Source organism: Pseudocnuella soli (assembly GCF_004347775.1).
GTDB lineage: Bacteria > Bacteroidota > Bacteroidia > Chitinophagales > Chitinophagaceae > Flavisolibacter > Flavisolibacter aquaticus.
The window spans coordinates 3,855,285-3,874,113 of record NZ_CP037755.1 but is presented as its reverse complement, the minus strand read 5'-3'; the positions used below and the strand labels follow the sequence as shown (position 1 = coordinate 3,874,113).

13 protein-coding genes and 1 riboswitch are annotated in these 18,829 nt (G+C 49.8%); of the genes, 5 read left to right on the top strand and 8 right to left on the bottom strand.

Annotated features, from left to right (window positions below; genetic code table 11):
* The first annotated feature begins 117 nt into the window (after positions 1-117).
* Positions 118-1,014: an HAEPLYID family protein gene (locus EPD17_RS15865; protein WP_204743190.1), complete on the top strand. Its 897-nt coding sequence runs from the start codon at positions 118-120 to the stop codon at positions 1,012-1,014.
* 52 nt (positions 1,015-1,066) lie between these two features.
* Positions 1,067-1,345, top strand: coding sequence for a hypothetical protein (locus EPD17_RS15860; protein WP_114236702.1), 279 nt, complete (start codon positions 1,067-1,069; stop codon positions 1,343-1,345).
* A 246-nt stretch (positions 1,346-1,591) separates the two neighbouring features.
* On the opposite strand, the gene EPD17_RS15855 is transcribed toward EPD17_RS15860, so the two are convergent.
* The 5 genes from EPD17_RS15855 to EPD17_RS15840 all read right to left on the bottom strand — a co-directional run bounded on the left by EPD17_RS15855 (position 1,592) and on the right by EPD17_RS15840 (position 8,555).
* Entirely contained in the window at positions 1,592-4,660 is a 3,069-nt protein-coding gene (locus EPD17_RS15855; RefSeq protein WP_204743188.1) for a beta-L-arabinofuranosidase domain-containing protein, read from the bottom strand.
* Positions 4,661-4,948: 288 nt separating this feature from the next.
* A complete protein-coding gene (locus tag EPD17_RS20015) occupies positions 4,949-5,116 on the bottom strand; it encodes a hypothetical protein (RefSeq protein WP_165929634.1) in 168 nt (55 codons plus the stop codon).
* 12 nt (positions 5,117-5,128) lie between these two features.
* Positions 5,129-5,644 carry a cupin domain-containing protein gene (locus EPD17_RS15850; protein WP_132055576.1) on the bottom strand — a complete coding sequence of 172 codons (516 nt, stop codon included), beginning with the start codon at positions 5,642-5,644 and terminating at the stop codon, positions 5,129-5,131.
* A 206-nt stretch (positions 5,645-5,850) separates the two neighbouring features.
* Positions 5,851-6,225 carry a DUF4174 domain-containing protein gene (locus EPD17_RS15845; protein WP_132055575.1) on the bottom strand — a complete coding sequence of 125 codons (375 nt, stop codon included), beginning with the start codon at positions 6,223-6,225 and terminating at the stop codon, positions 5,851-5,853.
* A 227-nt stretch (positions 6,226-6,452) separates the two neighbouring features.
* Positions 6,453-8,555: a glycoside hydrolase family protein gene (locus EPD17_RS15840; protein ID WP_204743186.1), complete on the bottom strand. Its 2,103-nt coding sequence runs from the start codon at positions 8,553-8,555 to the stop codon at positions 6,453-6,455.
* 854 nt (positions 8,556-9,409) lie between these two features.
* Here EPD17_RS15840 and EPD17_RS15835 point away from each other — a divergent pair.
* Together EPD17_RS15835 and EPD17_RS15830 are read left to right on the top strand one after the other, a co-directional pair.
* Positions 9,410-10,318: an NAD(P)/FAD-dependent oxidoreductase gene (locus EPD17_RS15835; RefSeq protein WP_132055574.1), complete on the top strand. Its 909-nt coding sequence runs from the start codon at positions 9,410-9,412 to the stop codon at positions 10,316-10,318.
* A gap of 42 nt (positions 10,319-10,360) precedes the next feature.
* The gene (locus tag EPD17_RS15830; RefSeq protein WP_132055573.1) at positions 10,361-10,753 is read left to right on the top strand and encodes a MerC domain-containing protein; all 393 of its coding nucleotides are present in this window, start codon (positions 10,361-10,363) and stop codon (positions 10,751-10,753) included.
* A 112-nt stretch (positions 10,754-10,865) separates the two neighbouring features.
* Here the strand turns inward: EPD17_RS15830 and EPD17_RS15825 are convergent, their stop codons facing one another.
* The 3 genes from EPD17_RS15825 to EPD17_RS15815 form a co-directional block, all read right to left on the bottom strand.
* The gene (locus EPD17_RS15825; RefSeq protein WP_132055572.1) at positions 10,866-13,217 is read right to left on the bottom strand and encodes a ribonucleoside-diphosphate reductase subunit alpha; all 2,352 of its coding nucleotides are present in this window, start codon (positions 13,215-13,217) and stop codon (positions 10,866-10,868) included.
* An 18-nt stretch (positions 13,218-13,235) separates the two neighbouring features.
* Positions 13,236-14,207 carry a ribonucleoside-diphosphate reductase small subunit gene (locus EPD17_RS15820; protein WP_132055571.1) on the bottom strand — a complete coding sequence of 324 codons (972 nt, stop codon included), beginning with the start codon at positions 14,205-14,207 and terminating at the stop codon, positions 13,236-13,238.
* Positions 14,208-14,340: 133 nt separating this feature from the next.
* Positions 14,341-14,535: riboswitch (cobalamin riboswitch) on the bottom strand.
* A 355-nt stretch (positions 14,536-14,890) separates the two neighbouring features.
* Positions 14,891-16,390 carry a choice-of-anchor I family protein gene (locus tag EPD17_RS15815; protein WP_132055570.1) on the bottom strand — a complete coding sequence of 500 codons (1,500 nt, stop codon included), beginning with the start codon at positions 16,388-16,390 and terminating at the stop codon, positions 14,891-14,893.
* A gap of 367 nt (positions 16,391-16,757) precedes the next feature.
* On the opposite strand from EPD17_RS15815, the gene EPD17_RS15810 reads away from it, so the two are divergent.
* The gene (locus EPD17_RS15810) at positions 16,758-18,788 is read left to right on the top strand and encodes a PAS domain-containing sensor histidine kinase (RefSeq protein WP_132055569.1); all 2,031 of its coding nucleotides are present in this window, start codon (positions 16,758-16,760) and stop codon (positions 18,786-18,788) included.
* Positions 18,789-18,829: the final 41 nt, after the last annotated feature.

Below are 18,829 nucleotides of genomic sequence, written 5' to 3'. Positions count from 1 at the left end.
ATTGATCATATGCGCCAAATTGGCCTGGGCTTGTATGCCTGCCGTTTTGCAGCTATGTGATGCAATGCGTGCCCTTCACTGCACACTCCCATAGCCATATTTCAAACTGCTTTGAACATGTGTTTTTTTGGAAAAATGAAGCGCTGCCTGCTTCCCGTGTTTTTTGTTTTCTTGTTTGTAACCGCCAGCGCACAGGAACAGGATACGCTGCAGCAACGCAACCGGCAAACCGATAGCCTGTATATTTTGGAAACAGAAAGCAAGGGAAAAAAGGCCAAAGTGCTGCATGCTGAGCCCCTGTATATTGACCTCATCCGCGACCTAGGTGCACGGAAAGGCGAGCAGGAGTGGAACGTGGGCCTGGGCCTTACCGACAACAACGACTTTGACCGGTACTCAGCGTTGGTTGAATACGAGTTTGCGCCGGTGGATCGGCTGGGCCTGGAAGTGGAATTGCCTTTTACTTTTTATTACCGCAATAATGGAAAAACGCACAAGGATTCGATTCCGCGCAACCGGCTAAACAGTTTGAAGTTGGCGGGGCAATACACGTTCCTGGTTTCGGAGCGGTTCAATACCTCGCTGGCATTTGGATATATCCACGAATTTGAATTGAGCCCGTTTGCCGATTATGGCAAGGGAGCCTTGTGGACCGGCAACGTGTACAACCCGTTTTTTGTGGCGGCAAAAAGGTGGGGCAATAATGTTCATACGCTATTGTACACCGGGCCGTATTTCATGCAGCATTTCGATCACAGCGGTGTAGTCACAAGGTGGCAGATCAACACCAATTTCCACTACATGATACCGGGCACCCGCAACTTTATTGGCGTGGAGTACAACAAAGAAGTAGGGCATGGCGATTTCGACATGACCATCCGTCCGCAACTGCGGCTAAGCATGGCCGATAACCTGATGATAGGCATTGTGGCCGGTGTGCCCATCAGCCGCGAAAACCAGCGCTTCAGCACGTTTATGCGCCTGATTTACGAACCCAGGCACCGCCATCGTTAAGCAGTTCGCCACCAGCATCGAAACAATATTCCTTCACCTTAAAACATAAACAATGAGCAGGTTTCTTGTTATTGGTTTTGAGTTTTGCGAAGCATTTCATTACTCGCTGGTTTTGTGTAAACCAAAAAGCGAAGGCACCGAGTACCGCGTTACCGTTATGAACGGCGACATAGAAAAGCAACTGGACAGCGACCGCACGATCAGGGAGGTGAATGGTAGCCTGCAGGTGGAACCCTCCGGCAACCAGGTGCACAACCAGGTGATCCGGAAGATTGCACATTCATTGGGGCGGATGATTGGGAAGCCCGTGTGGGAAGTAAAACCTCGTTAGAAACTTGTTTGCAAAATGTTTTTGCACCAGGTAAATGTCATGCCGAACTTGGTTCGGCATGACATTTTCACTTTAAAGGCTTCTTTGGACGACTGCCTTCCTTTTTAAAATGCATAATCATCGTGAAGCTGCAGAAACAGGTGCGGCATGACCGTACTGGCGAATGAGGAGTGCATTTTTTTTGCAAAAAGAAAAGGGCCGCTGCACTAAAATGCAACGGCCCTTTTTACCTTTTGCCCAAAGGGCTTATTTCAATCGCACATCGAGATAAACCGAGTGGCGGCCGTAGGTGTCGTAAAAAGGTTTGAACACCACATCGCCGATGGTGAACTCCAGTTTTTGCCCATCGCCTTTGATGGATTTGCTGATGTCGGCTGCATCCAGCGTTACGGTGCGCCACTCTTTGCGTGCCTCTGGCTCTTGTGCCGCCAGCAGCACCGGCCCATAAAACAGGCTGGCAATATTGGGTTGGTCCATCACCGGGTCGAGGTGAAACCCGAAAGGCATTTTAATAGAGATCACGTCGCCATCTTTCCAGTTGCGGCTGATCTTGAGGTAGCTGCCGGGTTTGGCCTCCAACTTTTGTTCGCGGCCATTGATCTGTACAAAAAAACCTTTGGTAGCCCATGACGGCACCCGCACATGCACATCAAATTTGCCATTGCCCCTTACCGTTAGTTTCGTGCCTTCTTCTTTAGGAAAGCTGGTGGTTTGCTCCACGGTAATGTTGCGTTCGGTCCAGTTGAGGGTTGAAGGCACATACAGGTTTACATACAGCGCATTGTTGTCTATGCTCTTGAAGTAAATGGCGTTTTGCAATTTGGTGCTGCTTTCAATGGCAGTGCCGTTGCAACAGGTAAATCCGGTCATATTGGGATTGCCAAACTGCTTTACTGAACCGGGCTTCAGCGGTACATGATAGGTATTGGCAGGGCTGTTTTCCGCCACCGATGCCAATATGTGGTTGTACAATCCCCGCTCGTAATAATCCATCAACTCGCCGCGCTGGTCAAACAGGAACAGGTTAGTGGTCAGCTTCAGCATGTTGTAAGTGGCGCAGGTTTCGTTTTGCCCACCCGATGAAAAGCCGTTTTCATATAAGGTGCCGGGCTGGCTGATAAAACACTCGGCGTTGGCCGGGTTGCGGGCACCTGCCACACCGCCAATGCTGTACATATAATCGTTCACGGCTTTGTGCCAAAAGTTGTCGGCCACGCGGTAGTATTCCGGCTGCTTCGACACGGCATACATCTCAATGCTGCCCACAATTTGCGGGATATGCTGGTTGGCATGCAGCCCGCGAAACAGGTCAACGTTTTTGGCCAGTCCGTGCACATGGGCGGTGTCGCCAAAAAACACTTTTACATTATCGAACAACTGCGCTGTTTTCAGGTGGCTCTCGTTTTTGGTAATGCGGTACAGGCGGGCCATGGCTTCGTTCATGCCTCCATACTCACCGGCTATATAAGTGTTCCACATTTTGATCAGTGTGTCTTTGGGCAATTGGCTCAGGCGGCCATGCACCCAGGTACCCATGTTATCGGCTATGTCCAGCGCTTTTTTGTTGCCGCTTACTTCATACACATCCATCAGTCCGGCCATGATCTTGTGCAGTGTATAATAAGGCGCCCAGATCTGGTTTTTTTGTCCGCCATATTTAGCGCCCTGTTCCAGCATGATGAATTGATCGGGAGGATAGGCACTGATATAGCCGGCGCCCCAGTTCCAATAATCGGTGCGGATGCCTGCATCGCTCAGGTCCGAATCGTATTCGGTTTTGCCAGGGCCATGGGGCACTGCTTTCGCATCGGCCACATGCGTGCCACCAGCTTGTTTGGGCTTGCCGGATAGTTGCGACAGGTCGTACAGTGTGTTGACCAGGTAGGTCATTTTTTGCGCAAAAGCCTCCTGCAGGTTTTTATCGTAACCCGTGCCGGCATAGGCCTGCGCAATAGCCGTAAGATAGTGGCCGGTGGCATGGCCACGCAACTTGGTATCGCGACTGTCCCACACACCTAAGGGCTTGGCGCCTTCGGGCTGCGGCTGACCAAACGCATGGCGAAACATATACAAGAACGAGTTGGGATCTGTTTGAGCCAGCGTGTTGATAAACTTATCGCGGTTTTGCACAAATTTAGTGGCGTGTCCATGTGCGTCGGTTTGCAGCGAAACCTGGCTCAGGTGGAATGCTTCGAGCTTTGCATTGGGCGCCGCTTTTTTGCCGGCGTCTTTTACAACAACGGTTGCTTTGGGTGCAAAACTGGTTCCGGCAACGCGGCCGGTTACGGTGTATTTGCCCTGTTTCAAAACGGCGGTATTGTCCACATCGGCAGGCCATATCACCCGCACCTGCGGGCCTTTCACACCGCCTTTATAAGTGCCGGAAACATGGCTGGGAAAACGGGGCAGGTGGCCGGTTTCGGTTTCCACCTGCACATCAGAGACGCCCACCAAGTAAGCATTATACAGTTGTGATTCGGTTGGTGAAAATTTCGGCAGCTCGTCTTCTTTTTTGGCTGTAGTGTTTACGGCTCCCTGGTTGATGCCCTGTTGTGCATTGCTGAAAATACCGGCTACCTGGGCCCGGCTCAGGGGCACCCGGTAAATACGAAAATCGTGCACCAGCGCATTGAGGCTGGCATTGCCCGCCAGCAAGGATTTACCAATCAACAATTGACGCTTATCGGAGGGCTGCGCACCAAACACATCGGTCAGTTCCAGTGCAATGCCTTTTGCTTCACCTGCCTGTTTGCTGTCCACGTAAGTAGTGAGTGTTTTGGAGGGCACATCAATTACAATGGCCAGGTGTACCCATTCGTTCAGCGACAGCGGCGGCGCAACGGCGGCTTTGGCTGGGCCTTTGCCTGTGGCAATTGCTGCCTGCAGTCCATCCTGCCCACTGGTGCTGTTTTGGGTGGCAAAAAAATGCTGTCCGCCGTCGCGGCCAAAATCGAACAGCGGCTGGCTGGTGCCAGCAGAGCGCAGTTGTACCCAGCCCGAAATGCTGATCGACTCCAGGTCCTGCAGCGCTTCGGCAGGGAGCGACACAAAAGAGCCGCCATCGCCGGGCAGCGATAGTACTTTGCCAAAACGCGTATCGGTTACAAACTGGGCGCCGCTGCCCTGCAGCTTTGCATGCAGGTTGTTGCGCGACCAGTCGCGGGCATCGCCGTTAAAAACATAGCGTGCAATCATGCCGGTTTCGCCAATGCCGTCGAGGATCTGGTCGCCGTTCTGGGCTCGTACGCTGGCCGGTGCAACGCCGATGAATAAGAGCAAGAGGGTGATCCGAAAAAAGGTGGTAAGCATGTTCATGTGTCAGTAAATTTCACAAAGGGCCCGATGCGGGCCGCTTATTGATGGTTCCAAACGTTTTAGCTCGATGCGCATTTCCCTGCTTTTGCCGTTGGCTTGCATTATAGCAAAATATTGTTTTACAACTGCCGGTAAGCATTTATAAAACAATCTATTAGTAAACGACAAATTGCTTGGAAAATGCGCCATGAAATTAGGCCAGGCACCCGTTTTTTTATGGGCTTATTTTAGCTAAAAACCCAATGATATTAACTGCCGGTGCAGTGGCTGAAAAGGGGAGGGCCGCTACTATTGTTCTTTGGCGTTGGCCTGCAAAAAGCGTTGCAGCAGTTGCGCAAATATTTCCGGGTTTTGGTAAAAAGTGATATGGTCGTCCGGCGGAGCGGCTCTTGTTGCGTTTCGAAATTCTTTGCTGAGCAGGTGGTTGATTGTTTTATATCGAATTACCTGTGGCAACTTGTAGCCGTTTCAGCGTTTGCTGAAATAATCGGGCGGGTACAATACTTGCCCGTATTGTTTTGCCAATGCTGCAATCCTTTGCTGCGCAGCCTCGTCCATTTGCGGTGCAGGGCTTGGCTCGCCATCGATCAGTGGCTGGCCTGCTTGTTCAAAAAAAGCTTCCAACCCCGCAGGCAGTACGGTGCACAGGAGGCGTGCATTTTCGTTGCCTTTATTTTTGAAACAATGCACCGGCCCATTGAGCGGGATCTGGATAAAATCGCCCTTTTGCGCCAGCTGGCTGCCCTTTTCGGTTATAAATTCAACCGTGCCTTCCAATACATAAAACGACTCCTGCATCTGCGGGTGGGCATGCGGTGCAGGCCCGCCGCCGGGTGGCACCTGCATGTGAATCATTGCATAGCTGCCGCCTGTTTGTGCTCCGGAAATAATGGTCTGGTACATGCCGCCGGCGATGCCAACACGTGGACCCGCACCGTTGGAAATAAATATCACTTCTTGTGTTACATTGCTTATTGGGTTCATTTGAATTTTTGTTTGCCAATGCTATTATGTTGGCGATTGAAATAAAGAGGGCAATGGAGTTCAACGGTTAAGATAACGATCGGCGTGAAGGGTTGCAAGCTGCACGGTAGTGGCGCTTGGACAACTTGCCTGGTGAGAGAAAGTGCTGTGAAACCTGGGGGGATGCTTGATGAATCTTTTAGATAGAGATGTTTTTTACCACGCAACTATTGCTCCTTTTTGTTGCGGCGCATTTCCGACTGGCGCATGGGCATGGCATCAATGATGTTGAATAGCTCCGATGGCTGCGTCAGTTTTTCGGAGCGGAATTTTTCACCGCCGTCTTTACCCACCAGTATGATGGTAAATGGAGTGTTGGGCGCCACTTCGTATTTTTTCAGCCGTTTTTCTTCGCCGGCTACGGTTGTTATGTTCAAGTCGCGGTCGTTCACCCCGGCCGCTTCTTTTTTCAGCAACGCCAGTTGCTCTTTTACCGTTTCGCTTTTAGGATCGCCAAAAATGAACAGGGCCCTTTTTTTCGAAAACTGTGCTGCTGCGTTCGACATGATGAAAATGCTTATGATGAATAAAATGATGCGCATGGATGATTGGCTTTTGTTTAGCGGTATTTGCAATTGTTGCGGTACTCGTTTTTTACAAATGAAGGTGCATTTGGTTGTAGGTAAAAGACACAAGTCGTGCCATGTAAGCGGAAGGTTAACAATGCAGATATTGCCGTATGGGCAAACAAAAAGAGCAATTCCGGAGAATTGCTCTTTTTGTTTCTGTGATAATGAAATGTAACAGCCGCTGTGCGGCAGCCGTTGCTTTAATTTTTATACACCACCCGGTAGGTCTTCACCATGCCGTTGTAGTCGAACTGTACCTGTGCGGTGCCGTTTGCCGACTCGGCCTGCGTTACCGACACTTTGACTTTCGGGTTGTTGGACGACGCCGTTACCTTGGGAACGCCGTTGGTGCCTGCAGGAACCTGGTAGCTTGTTTCGTAAATATCATAGCCCACAATGCCATTGGCGTTGGTTGAACGCACCGGCGTAGCAGGAATAGTTACCGGCTGCCCGTTTACCAGGATGCTCACGGTAGGCACTACCGGCCGAACGATCTTCTTTTTCTTGGAGCTAAAACCAAGACCGGCCAGGTTGAACAATTCTTCCGACTCGGGGCCATCGGCCACCAGGAAGATCGCGTGTTTTTTATCCAGGCCATCTACATGTTGGGCTACGTTGGCAGTAAACTGCGTTACTTCTTTTTTAGCATTGGCTGGCACCACGATCTCGGCGATCTTTTTGCCTTTCCAGGTTGCATTGTCCCAGGGGCCATCCAACCAAACGGCCACTTTAAAGCTCTTGTCGGTTTTCGGTGTCAGGAAAAGGTTGAACTGCGTGTTGGCGCCTTTCGATGTGCCTTCAAACGCCTTCAATCCATGCACTGCTTTTTTCAGTCCGCCAAAACCAAAGTATTTATAGCCAATAATGTGGCCGGCTTTCACTTGCTCAATCGGCATGTGGTTGTCCCAAATGTCCCAGGAATCTTTCTGGATGCTGTTGTCGGACAGATAAGATGCATAACCGGCCGAATAATACTGGTAAGGATCGAGCCCGTAAAAATGAAAACCTTCCGAGGTTACCTCGGCGCCTTTGTATTCGCGGCCCTGGCTGTCTTTAGCCGACCAAACGCTGTCCGGCGCATACGGATCGAAGCCACGGATGGAAACGGTGCCGCCTTGTGCCACCGGTTTTTCATCCCATTTTACAGTTACCGGCGCTACCACTGCCTGGCGGGCATAGCCAAAACCCCGCGGAGGACGGTGATAAAATACATACCACTGGCTGTTGATCAGCTCGATGCTGCCGTGGGTGTTGTGGCCTGAATAAGTCGTTTGCACGGCGGAGCCGTCTTTGTTTAGCACCGGCGCACGGGAGTCGACCACCACGCCGCCGCTTTTCCAGGGGCCCAGCGGCGAATCGCCGTAAGCATAACGCAGGGTGGAGTTGGAGCTGCCCACGCCATACTCGGGGCCCGAGTAGCCGCTGAACACGGTTACATATTTATTGCCCACTTTTCGAATGGACGAAGCTTCGAAAAAGTTGAAAGTGCCCAGGTCTTCGCCGGGATAGATCTGCGGGTATTGTGTGCCCTGCGGTTCGCGGATCACACCATAGCGGGAGCTGGCGGGCAGCAGGTAGCTGATGGGCTGTGTGCCGGGCCGGATCGAATACATGGTTTTTTGATCGAGCTGCGCAGCCGACGAACGCTGGAAACCCCAGAAGCCATAGGCCCGGAAACCGATCTCATAGTCGGGATCTTTGGGGTCAGTTACGTACTCGATATACACCGCCGGGTCAAAACCCAGGATGCTGCCCGGAACCGTACGCTTGCCATCTTCCGTCAGGTTGATGGGTTTAAACGGCCCGTCGGGGCGGCTGCTTTTGCACACCATTGCCTCGCGGTTGGGGCCACGGCTGTGCGGATACAGATAATATTCCTTGGTGCCGTCTTTCCGTTTTACCTCCACCAGGTCGGGGGCATACATTACGTCCCACTGCCCGTCAATTTCGTAGGTAAAAATGGGTCCTTCATCACGCCAGCTGGTCAGGTCCTCCACCGGTGCTGACCATGCGCGGATGTCCGGGCCGCAATAGCTGGTTACCCGCAGGTCGTGCGACCCGATGATGTAAGCCCGGTACTTGCCTGGGCGATCGGGGTCTTCAAAAACCCGGGGCTCGCCGTCGGGCAGGTGCTCCCACAGCGGCAGGTAGGGGTTGCCTGGGGCCTTGTGTACAAATTTCTGCGCTGCTTTTTGCTGGGGCGCTTTGCTTTGTGCCTGTATCCCGCTTGCCGCAAAAAGGGCCAAGAGCGTAAACAGGCCAATCAATGTTCTTCCGCTCAGTCCGGATGCATGTCTCTTCATAACTGGTTAAGATGCTGGGATGGTTTTGCTACGCACCGCCAGGCTTTGTTTTGGATCAAAATGTACCGGAGTGGCCTGCTGTAAAATGCTGGCTGCAACCGTTATTTTCTGCGCTCTTTTTTGCCGACCGAAGGTCGAACAATTTCATGCGCAACATAAAATCCGGCTGCCGAACATGGGGGAGATTTCCGGTATTAATAGGGAAATTTTGTTTAAAATCCCGTTCCGTTCACCGGATCAATTCGGCATCAGCAACCGCCTAGAACTTGCGTGCAGCAAAGAAATGGCGTGATCGCGATGGCTCAAACGAGGCGCTGCCACAGTGTAATAAATTGACACTTGAGTTAGCGGCCGCGTCAGTGTGGTGGCTATAAAATTTCGTGCGGCAATCGTCAGTGAATTGGGTTTACAGTAAAGTAATTGGAAGTCCAAAGACAGGCAATAGTATTGACTAAATGTATAGTGTTAGACAATGGTCCTTCCTTGACGAATCATTTTACTTTACGTTTTGTTTGGCAAATAGGCATGGGGTTGATTAGGACAATGGACACAGTTTTAAATATGAGACCGGGTTGTTTGGAACTGGAGAAGCGCAGATTTTATCTACTCCCATAGGAAGTAAATCTTTTAGACCGACCGAAGCATAGACCGCCATTTTTCGCTCTCCACCAAATGAAATCTGCAGCAAAAGCAATGTTAGACCAAATCTATTTTTTTTGCAACTACGTTGCAAAAAAATAGATTTTCCATTACCTTCGCATCAAACGTAACCTATTTCCCTACCTGTTTCAGAACATCCAAAAGGGAATGTACGGGGTACAACCAACTGATAACGCATCATCAATTTTCCAAACATGGCGGCAATAGACAAAATTGAAGTACTCATCATAGGCGGCAGCTATGCCGGCCTGGCGGCCGGCTTAACACTCGGACGATCGCTGCGCCGGGTAGCTATTATTGACGGTGGCGAACCATGCAACCGGCAAACGCCGCATTCGCATAATTTTTTGACGAACGATGGCAAAACGCCGGCCGATATCGCCAAAAGGGCCAGGGCAGAGGTGTTGCAGTATCCAACCGTTTCGCTGCACATTGGGTTGGTGACCGAAGTGCAACAACGTGATGCGGGTTTCGCAGTATGGACCCAGGCAGGCGATCGCTTTTTTGCGCAAAAGCTTCTTTTTGCCACGGGCATCAGGGACGAAATGCCCGACATTCCCGGGCTTGCGGAATGTTGGGGGATTTCTGTGCTGCACTGCCCGTATTGCCATGGATACGAGGTGCGCAATGAGCCCATTGGCATTTTGGCCAATGGAGATACTGCATTTGAACTGTGCCGCCTCATCAACCATTGGTCGCCTAACCTTACGTTGTTTACCAATGGGCCCAGTTCGTTAATGCCGGAACAGCAAGCGAAAATGAAGCAGCATGGCATTGCGATTGTTGAACACAAAGTGACAGCGCTACGGCACAACAACGGCAAGATCGAACAGGTGGTGTTGGAAAGCGCAGCACCGGTAAAACTAACGGCGATGTTCACCCGCTTTCCTTTTCATCAAAGCACACAATTACCGGAGCAACTTGGTTGCACGTTCACGGAACAGGGCTTTATACAGGTGGATGAATTGCAACGAACATCAGTGTCCGGCGTTTTTGCCGCAGGCGATAACACCACGCCAATGCGGTCGGTGGCTGTGGCGGTTGCCGCCGGCATGAAGGCAGGGGCGGCCATCAACAGGGAATTGATCGAAGCAGCATTTTGATCAATGGTGCACAAAGAAATTGTTTAATCCCATTTATTATTTATGGCGGCATATAGATCTATTTACGACAGAACAGGGATTATTTCGGCGTTGGTGTGCCTGGTGCATTGCATTGTGCTGCCCCTATTTTTCAGTACCCTTTCCGTTTGGAACATCGAGTTGCTGCATCATTTTTTGATTGAGTTGCTGACCTTGCTTATCTCTCTTTTTGTAGGTGGCTGGGCTATTTGGCGTGGTTACCTGCAACAGCACCGCAAACCTGTGATTCCTGTTTTATTTGCGCTGGGTTTGGTCATGATGATTGCTGCCAACTTTGTTGCAACTGAAGCTATGGAAGTGCTGCTGAAAGGCGGTGGCATAGCGTTGATCGTTTATGCACATATCGGCAACTGGTGGTTGTCAAGAACTGCGCATTCATGCAATTCCAATGCATAGATTGAAATGCAGAAAGTTTTTTTAGTATTAAAATGAACATCCGACAAAGTGCACCTTTGGCGGCTGTTCATTTTAATAATACATGTAATGCGTTTTCAATTTAATACAAACATCAGGAGCCACAGCTTATGCATCCATCCTGCATACTGCAAGTAGCGCCTGTTGCTGCAGGGTTGCTTGCTCCATTTGTTTCCTGCTGCGCAGCATTTTTATTTACGGTAAACTGCACCGCCTGTGCGGCCGCTTGTGTACGCAAATAATACATACCGGTTTTGAGGCCCCTTTTCCATGCATAAAAATGCATCGATGTAAGCTTAGTGGCGGATGGCGCATCTACAAAAAGATTGAGTGATTGCGACTGGCAAATAAATGCACCGCGATCAGCCGCCATGTCAATAAGGCTACGTTGTTTTATTTCCCAAACGGTTTTGTACAACTCTTTGATTTCGGTTGGTATGCCCAGAATATCCTGCACCGAACCATTTGCAGCGAGCAACCTGTTTTTCATGTCGCTGTTCCATAGGCCTAATGCCACCAGGTCATTGAGCAGGTGTTTGTTTACCACAATAAACTCGCCGCTCAATACACGCCTTGTGTAAATGTTGCTGGTATAAGGCTCAAAACATTCGTTGTTGCCAAAAATTTGCGAGGTGGATGCGGTAGGCATTGGCGCCAGTAGCAACGAGTTGCGTACGCCATGTTCTTGCACACTTTCCCTTAAGTTATCCCAATTCCATCGGTCGCTTGGAGCGACGCCCCACATATCGAACTGAAAAATACCTTTTGACACCGGTGAGCCGGCGAAGGTTGCATAAGGGCCTTCTTTTTTTGCCAAATCATTGCTGGCCGTCATGGCAGCAAAATAGATCGTTTCAAAAATGTTTTTATTCAGCAGCCGCGCCATGTCGCTTTCAAATGGCAGCCGCATCAGGATAAAAACATCGGCAAGGCCTTGCACACCTATGCCAATAGGCCGGTGGCGCAGGTTGGAATGTTGCGCCTCGGGCACCGGGTAATAATTATGGTCAATGATCTTATTCAGATTGAGCGTGGCTTCATATGTTACTTCGTACAACTTGTTGTGGTCGAACACGCCATCCTGCACAAACCGCGGCAGCGCAATCGAAGCCAGGTTACATACCGCCACTTCATCCGGCGCTGTATACTCCATGATCTCAGTACATAGGTTGCTGCTTTTAATGGTGCCCAGGTTTTGCTGGTTGCTTTTACTGTTGGCCGCATCCTTATACAATAGGTAAGGTGTGCCGGTTTCAATTTGTGCTTCCAAAATAGCAAACCACAATTCCTGCGCTTTTACGGTTTTGCGTGCCCGATGCTCTGCTTCGTATTGCAAGTACAGATTTTCAAATGCCGGTCCCCAGCAATCGCTCAATCCCGGTGCTTCGTGTGGGCAAAACAAACTCCACGATCCATTTTCCTCCACCCGTTTCATAAACAGGTCCGGAATCCAAAGTGCAAAGAACAGGTCACGGGCCCGCAGTTCTTCTTTGCCATGATTTTTGCGCAGGTCCAAAAACTCAAAAACATCGGCATGCCAGGGCTCCAGGTAAATAGCAAAGGCACCTTTGCGTTTGCCGCCGCCCTGGTCCACATATCGTGCTGTATCGTTGAATACACGCAGCATGGGAATGATGCCATTACTGGTGCCGTTGGTGCCACTGATGTAGCTGCCGGTGGCCCGCACATTGTGTATGGCCAGGCCAATGCCGCCGGCACTTTGCGATATTTTCGCAGTTTGTTTCAGCGTGTCGTAAATACCGTCAATGCTATCGTCTTTCATCGTCAGCAAAAAGCATGAACTCATTTGCGGCTTGGGTGTTCCGGCATTGAACAGCGTTGGCGTAGCATGCGTGTACCAGCGTTCGCTCATTAGCTGGTAGGTACGAATAGCAGCCTCGAGGTCTGTTTTGTGGATGCCCACGGCCACACGCATATACATATGCTGCGGACGTTCGGCAATGGCCCCATTGATGCGCAACAGGTACGATTTTTCCAGCGTTTTGAAACCAAAATAATCAAAGGCATAGTCGCGGTCGTAAATGATGGTGCTGTCCAGCAGGTCGGCATTGGCCGCAATCACTTCCATTACATCGTCGGCAATCAGCGGCATATGCCTGCCCGTTGTACGGTCGGTGTATGCATGCAGCAAATGCATTGTTTTTGAAAAACTCTTTGTTGTGTTTTTATGCAAATTGCTCACGGCAATACGCGAAGCAAGTGTGGCATAGTCAGGATGGGTTGTGGTGAGTGATGCCGATACCTCCGCTGCAAGGTTGTCGAGCTCGGTAGTGTGCACGCCATCATACACACCTTCGATGGTTTTTTTGGCAACGTCAATCACATCAACCAATGGATTGAGCCCGTAGCTTAGCTTTTGCAACCTGGCCGTGATCTTATCAAATTTCACCGGCTCTTTTTTTCCGTTTCTTTTTATAACCAGCATGGTGTTGTTTTAAAGCGTTTAAAAATCTTCGTCGGTAGAAAATACCTGTGTGTCTTTACCCGAAAGCACCCCGGCCTTTTGGTAATCGCCAACGCGTTTTTCAAAAAAATTGGTCTTTCCCTGCAGCGAAATCATTTCCATAAAATCAAAAGGATTGGCAGCGTTGTACACTTTTGGATAGCCCAGGTCCGACAGCCATCGGTCGGCCACAAACTCAATGTATTGCTGCATCAGCCTTGCATTCATGCCGATTAAATCAACAGGCAATGCTTCAGTAATAAATTCTTTTTCGATGGCTACCGCATCGGTAATGATGGCATATACTTCTTCCTGCGACAGCTTGTGTTGCAGCATGCTATAAAGCAGGCAGGCAAACTCGCAATGCATGCCTTCGTCGCGGCTGATCAGCTCATTGCTGAACGTGAGCCCCGGCATCAGGCCCCGTTTCTTTAACCAGAAAATGGAACAAAAAGAACCACTGAAAAAAATGCCTTCCACCGCGGCAAACGCTACGAGCCGCTGCGCAAATGAGCCATTGGTGATCCAGCGCAGGGCCCATTCTGCTTTTTTCTTTACGGCCGGAACAGTGTCGATGGCATGAAAGAGCCGATGTTTTTCAGCCGGGTCTTTGATGTATGTATCAATCAGCAGTGCATATGTTTCGCTGTGTATGTTTTCCATCATGATCTGGAAGCCATAGAAGCAACGGGCTTCGGGCAATTGCACTTCGCTCATAAAATTCACGGCGAGGTTTTCATTAACGATGCCGTCGCTGGCAGCAAAAAATGCCAGCACATGCGCAATGAAATGGCGTTCGCCGCTGTTGAGCGTTTCCCAGTCTTTGAGGTCGCTGCTCAAATCAACTTCTTCGGCTGTCCAAAAGCTGGCTTCGTGTTTTTTGTACTGCTCCCAAATTTGCGGGTAGTTGATGGGCAGAATAACAAAACGGTCTTTGTTTTCGCGGAGCAATAATTCGTCGTTTGCTTGCATGGTAAATGGGTTTATTTACTTGCAGGCAAAGGGGTAGTGCTGAAGGTGCAAATCGGCAATCATGCGTATTGGGCGCACCAAAATACGCTGTGCGGAAATCCGTCAGTACCGTGCCTTTCACCCGAAAGCATTGTTACTAAATCGACGATTGGCAGGTCTTCTGACTTGCTCCTTTGTTTTCGGCCTTCCCACCCGCAACGGGGCAGTGGCATGAAGCGAAAACAACAGAAACGGAGCTTACAGCTACGGGGATAGTTCCGGATTTCCACCGGATTCCCTATTAATGCAGTACCTGTGGGTACCTGCAACCAATTATCAGGCAGTGAAGTAAGGACTTAAATGGGTGCCGGCTGCAATATGTTTTGCACGGGCTGTGCATAACTTGTTGTAAAGCACAGCCGTTTAAAAAGCAATGTGCTCATTGTGCTCACACCATTCAATTGATTGCAGATGCGGCGATGGCAGTATGTAGATTTTCTTTTTTTATAGAAAAACGCTGTTTTTGCTGTGCATCATTTTCTATTTGCACATACCATAATAACAAAAAGATCCCTGTAGAAACAGGGATCGTAATGAGAAGTATTTATTTGAATTATGGGTTAAAGTTGGGGGTCCAATTTTACCGCATTGTTAAGCAATCATTGCTTTAATGTTATCTCTTGCAACGGCCTATTAGTATCGCTTTATTTTGTGCTGTACACTTTAATCACACCGTCATTTTCGCTGCTAACCACCAGCAGGCTTTTGCGTGTGGGACAGTCTTTAGCATTAATAAACAACACGCCTTCGGGTGCATCGCCGCAGGGCAGCATTTTCAAAAACCTGGGTGTGCCGGTGTTGGTCAGGTCATAAACGGCCACTGCATCGGCACGTTCCAATCCCACAAATAATACCGGACGCCTGTTGATCTCGCCAATCGTCAGGCCTTCGGGTTCCACGCCTTTATCATCGCTGCGGCCGTCATCGTACAGGCCTGCATTAGCGGCACGGCGGTCCAGGTCGTTGCCGCTGTCGTATAGCTGTGCGCCGGTGTTGCCATTCCATACGCTAAAGCTGCGTGCACCCAACGAGTATAAGGCATCATAATCGCCATCACCATCGGTATCGCCCAGCGTGCTGGTCACATTCAGCCGGCCCAGTCGTGCATCTGTTTTAATGGCTGCATCCGGAAATGCTGCTGCGTCTAGTTTTAAATCTTTTACTCTCTTTATTTCGGCAAAAGCATCATACTCCCGTGCATCACCTTCGTTGGCAGTGAAGAGCAGGGGCGTGCCGCCGGCCAGGTAAAACGCAATGGCATCGGGCTGGTACATGCCCCAAACGGGCTGCGGGTTAAATGCAATGGCGCCATCGCGGTCGCTTGCATCAATAGCATTTGTTGCGCTGTTGTAATGCTTGAATCCTAAGGGAAAAATGTCGATTACCGTTTTTGCCTGCAGGTCAATTTTTGCAATGGCGTTGTTTTCCTGCAGGGTTACCCATGCCGTGCGGCTGTCGTCGGAAACGGTGATGTACTCCGGCTCCATATCTTGTGCAAAGCTGGCGTTGGGGCCAAATACCCGCAGCCCTTTTGCCACCAGCGCAGCCTGTTGTTTGGCAAATACACCAAAGCCAATGGTGGTAACCGCGTAATTATCTTTTACCGAAATAATAGACACCGTTCCCTCCGGGTCGTTGTAATAATCGGATGAGGGCTCGCCTTCGTTTGCGGTGAGGATGTATTTACCATCGGGGCTGTACGTAACCATGTCGGGGAGTGCACCTACCGCAACGGTTTTGATCAACGCATAAGTGGTGGTATTGAACAGGGCCACTTTACCGGGTTCCTGTTTGTTTACTGCTTCAACGGCGGCGGCCAGCACGCCTTTGTCTACATCAAGGCTGTTGACAAACCCGCCAATGAGCGCCATGCTGATGCTGTGGATATAAGCCGGCGCAGCAGGGTTTGAAAAATCGAGTACATCAATTTTGTTGACTGAACTGTTGTTAACCACAAACAGTCTTTGGGTGGTGGGATCGTAGGCAGTAATTTCTGCGGCGCCTGCATCGCCAATGTCGATGCTGCCGATTTCGGCAAATGTTGCAGGGTCTTCTTTGGGCTCGTTGTGCGGTAGGTCATTTTTTTTACAGGCAAATAAAAGCACTGCCAAGGAGCAGGCAGCCAGCAGGTGGTTTCGTTTCATTCAATGATTTTGAACCCCATAGATAAACGGCCTGTGTCAACGGTGAGTTATCCTATTATTATCAAATAATGAATTGTGATGGCGGATGCTATGCTGGCGGTTTTTGCTTATTCCTTTGTGTGGGATAGCGGTACTTTGTTGAAGGCGATACGGAGCGGAAATAATGGAGAAGTTGGTATCGAATCGGTAGTTGATTGAATGAGGCAAAACACGACTCGTGGTTGGTTCTGCTCAATAAGAATTGGTGAAAAAATCCTATTGGTAAAACTCTATAAACCAAATGTAATTGCCGGGCTTGCGCTGCGCCGAGCCAACGCTTGACGGAAATGCATTACATTCATTTTTATTTTTAAAATATTTTGAGCATTTGGAGCAGCTGCAAGCCACGATAAAGACCTTTTCTTTCTTGCAAGGTGGCGGTGAAATGGGGGCGTTGATCCGCGCTTATGATTGGGCCGATACCCCGCTTGGCACACCCGACCAGTGGCCGGGCACACTGCGCACCACGCTTGGCATTTTGCTGCATTCCAAATTTCCCATGTTTCTTTTTTGGGGCACCGACTCCATTTGCTTTTACAACGATGCTTATCGGCCAAGCCTGGGTAACGGCGGCAAACACCCATATGCACTGGGCAAACCTGCTGCCGAAGTGTGGCCCGAAACATGGAAGGATATTAAGCCGCAAATTGCTTCGGTGATGAACGGCGGCGAGGCCACCTGGCACAATGATCAACTGCTGCCCATTTACCGGAACGGGAAAATGGAAGACGTTTACTGGACCTATAGCTACAGCCCGGTGTTGGATGATTTTAGCCAGGCGGTGGGTGTGTTTGTAACCTGTACCGAAACAACAGATAATGTGGTGCTGGTGCAGCAAATGCTGCACTCCAATGAAAAGGCGGAACTGGCCATTGAATCAGGTGAGGTGGGTGTGGTAGAAGTGGACCTGCAGACCCAGGAGGTTGTGATCTCGTCGCGGATCGAAAAAATGTTCGGGTTAAACTCGGGCAGTAAGCGCACCGACTTTTTATTGCAGATGCATGCCGGCGACCTGGTGCTGCGCGAACAGGCTTACCAGAAAGCTTACCAAGATGGCCGCCTTGAATATGAATCTCGGATCTATCATACAGATGGAACGGAGCGCTGGATCAGGCTGAAAGGCACGGTAGCGATGGATGCCGACAAAAAGCCGCTAAAGATGCTAGCGGTGGTGCAAGACATTACCGAGCAAAAGCAATTTGCGGCAGAACTGGAACGGCAGGTAAAAGAGCAAACCGAAGAATTGCAGGATGCGCACCTGCAACTGATGGCGTCGTACGCTTATTTGCAAAACATCATCAACATATTTACCACGCCATTGCAGGTGTTGGAACCCATTATTGAGAACGGTGAAGTAGTTGACTTTAAATACAAGTTGACTAATGAAGCATATGCCAATTATGCGGGTAAAAAACCTGCAGAACTGGAAGGAAGGCGGGTTAGTGAATTCTTTCCCGGTTATTTCCAAACCGACAGTTACAGATACATCAAGGAAGTTGCTACCACTGGTGTTGCAAAACTTTGGGACAATCACTACGAGGCTGATGGCCTGAACATCCACAATGAGATGGGCGCCGTGCAAATGAACGGCGATGTGATTGTACACCTCACCGATTACACCAAGTTGAAGCAACTGCAATTGCAACTGGAACGGAACATCACGGAGTTGAAACGTTCCAATGAAAATTTGGAAGAGTTCGCACATGCAGCTTCGCATGATTTAAAAGAACCCATCCGCAAAGTCCACTTTTTTACATCCTTGTTGAAAGACCAGTTGGGCGAACACCTCAACGATGTGCAGCGCCGTTCGTTTGAACGCATCGAAGGTTCTTCGCAGCGCATGAGCAACCTGATCGACGACCTGTTGCAATACTCGCATATCAGCCAGCGGCCGCACGAAAAAGATAGTGTTGATGTAAACAACATCATTAGCCGCGTATTGGAAGACCTGGAACTGCACATTGCGGAGAAAGGCGCAGTGTTTGAAGTGGAGCAAATGCCGGTGGTGCAGGGTTACAAAAGGCAGTTGCAGCAATTGTTTCAAAACCTTTTGAGCAATGCAATCAAATACAGCAAACCGGGTGTACAACCGAAAATTGAAGTAACCGGATCCGATGCAGCATTAGATGGTGTTCGTTACCATGTATTTTCTGTAAAAGACAACGGTATCGGATTTGATGAAGCATACAAGGAAACCATTTTCCAGATGTTTATGCGGCTGCATGGCAAGTCGGAATATACCGGGACAGGAGTGGGGTTGTCGATCGCAAAAAAAGTGGCGGAAAACCACAATGGTTTTATCCAGGCGCAAAGCACACCTGGCGAAGGTTCCGTGTTTTCCATATTTCTGCCGATGTAATTGCCGGTTAAAATTCCTTTTTTAAGCGGCATTTGCCGCGG

What these genes read in the sequence shown, in the direction of transcription:
- EPD17_RS15835 (WP_132055574.1), top strand. Translation starts at nt 9,410, where the DNA reads ATGGCGGCAATAGACAAAATTGAAGTACTCATCATAGGCGGCAGCTAT.
- EPD17_RS15825 (WP_132055572.1), bottom strand. Translation starts at nt 13,217, where the DNA reads ATGCTGGTTATAAAAAGAAACGGAAAAAAAGAGCCGGTGAAATTTGAT.
- EPD17_RS15850 (WP_132055576.1), bottom strand. Translation starts at nt 5,644, where the DNA reads ATGAACCCAATAAGCAATGTAACACAAGAAGTGATATTTATTTCCAAC.
- EPD17_RS15860 (WP_114236702.1), top strand. Translation starts at nt 1,067, where the DNA reads ATGAGCAGGTTTCTTGTTATTGGTTTTGAGTTTTGCGAAGCATTTCAT.
- EPD17_RS15840 (WP_204743186.1), bottom strand. Translation starts at nt 8,555, where the DNA reads ATGAAGAGACATGCATCCGGACTGAGCGGAAGAACATTGATTGGCCTG.
- EPD17_RS15845 (WP_132055575.1), bottom strand. Translation starts at nt 6,225, where the DNA reads ATGCGCATCATTTTATTCATCATAAGCATTTTCATCATGTCGAACGCA.
- EPD17_RS15820 (WP_132055571.1), bottom strand. Translation starts at nt 14,207, where the DNA reads ATGCAAGCAAACGACGAATTATTGCTCCGCGAAAACAAAGACCGTTTT.
- EPD17_RS15830 (WP_132055573.1), top strand. Translation starts at nt 10,361, where the DNA reads ATGGCGGCATATAGATCTATTTACGACAGAACAGGGATTATTTCGGCG.
- EPD17_RS15815 (WP_132055570.1), bottom strand. Translation starts at nt 16,390, where the DNA reads ATGAAACGAAACCACCTGCTGGCTGCCTGCTCCTTGGCAGTGCTTTTA.
- EPD17_RS15855 (WP_204743188.1), bottom strand. Translation starts at nt 4,660, where the DNA reads ATGAACATGCTTACCACCTTTTTTCGGATCACCCTCTTGCTCTTATTC.
- EPD17_RS15865 (WP_204743190.1), top strand. Translation starts at nt 118, where the DNA reads ATGTGTTTTTTTGGAAAAATGAAGCGCTGCCTGCTTCCCGTGTTTTTT.